Annotated in this window: 1 protein-coding gene; it reads left to right on the top strand. The window is 67.8% G+C overall.

What is annotated here, in order from left to right:
- Positions 1–72 precede the first annotated feature (72 nt).
- The gene (locus LHA35_RS28300; RefSeq protein WP_226615208.1) at positions 73–1,152 is read left to right on the top strand and encodes an IS630 family transposase; all 1,080 of its coding nucleotides are present in this window, start codon (positions 73–75) and stop codon (positions 1,150–1,152) included.

Below are 1,152 nucleotides of genomic sequence, written 5' to 3'. Positions count from 1 at the left end.
CTAGTGGATCGCGCCTGACGGAAGAGTCCTGGTAGGGATTCCGGCGCCCGGCCCGGCATGCGAGTCTGGGCCATGCGCACAGGCATTGTCGTCGAGGTGAGCGCCGCCGACCGAACCCGGCTGCAGGCGATCGTGGCGGACCGCAACAGCCCGCAGAAGCATGTCTGGCGGGCCGAGATCGTCCTGCTGACGGCCGACGGCGTCGGCACGACCGAGATCATGCGGCGCACAGGCAAAGCCAAGACAGCCGTCTGGCGCTGGCAGGAGCGCTTCATGCAGGCCGGGGTGGATGGCCTGCTGCGAGACAAGACCCGGCCGTCGCGCATCCTGCCGCTGCCGAAGGAAACGGCGGAGCGGGTTGTGGCGCTGACCCTGGCCGAGCCACCCGGGGAGACGACGCATTGGACGGCCGATGCCATGGCCGAGGCGGTCGGCATCAGCGCCAGTTCGGTCCGGCGCATCTGGCGCTCGCATGGGCTGCAGCCGCACCGTATCCGCCGCTTCAAGCTCTCGAATGACCCGCAGTTCGCCGCCAAGCTGCGCGACATCGTCGGGCTCTACGTCGATCCGCCCGCCCATGCCGTCGTGCTGTCAGTGGACGAGAAGAGCCAGATCCAGGCGCTCGACCGGACCCAGCCGGGGCTGCCGCTGAAGAAGGGCCGCTGCGGCACCATGACGCACGACTACATCCGGAACGGCACCACCACGCTGTTCGCCGCCCTGAATGTCCTGGAGGGCACGATCATCGGCCGCTGCATGCAGCGCCATCGGCACCAGGAGTTCATCCGTTTCCTCAACACCATCGAGGCCGAGGTGCCCGCCGGGAAGGTGGTCCACGTCATCCTCGACAACTACGCCGCCCACAAGCACCCGAAGGTCATGCGATGGCTACAGCGGCACCCGCGCTTCGTCTTCCACTTCACCCCAACCTCGGCGTCCTGGCTCAACGCCGTCGAAGGTTTCTTCGCCAAGCTCACCAGGCGACGGCTGAAGCGCGGGGTGTTCCACTCCCTGGTTGCCCTCCAGGAAGCCATCAACCGCTTCGTCGCGGAGGCCAACGCCGACCCGCGCCCCTTCCGATGGACCAAGCACCCGGACCACGTCATCGCCGCCGCGAGGCGTGGGCACCAAGCGTTAGACTCGCTCCACTAG

This window comes from Roseicella aerolata, from assembly GCF_020523605.1.
GTDB lineage: Bacteria > Pseudomonadota > Alphaproteobacteria > Acetobacterales > Acetobacteraceae > Paracraurococcus > Paracraurococcus aerolatus.
Note: the sequence above shows the minus strand (reverse complement) of the source record. Positions and strands in the feature narration are given on the sequence as shown.

Excerpts from the sequence above, each read along its gene's own strand:
- LHA35_RS28300 (WP_226615208.1), top strand. The coding sequence starts at position 73 with ATGCGCACAGGCATTGTCGTCGAGGTGAGCGCCGCCGACCGAACCCGG.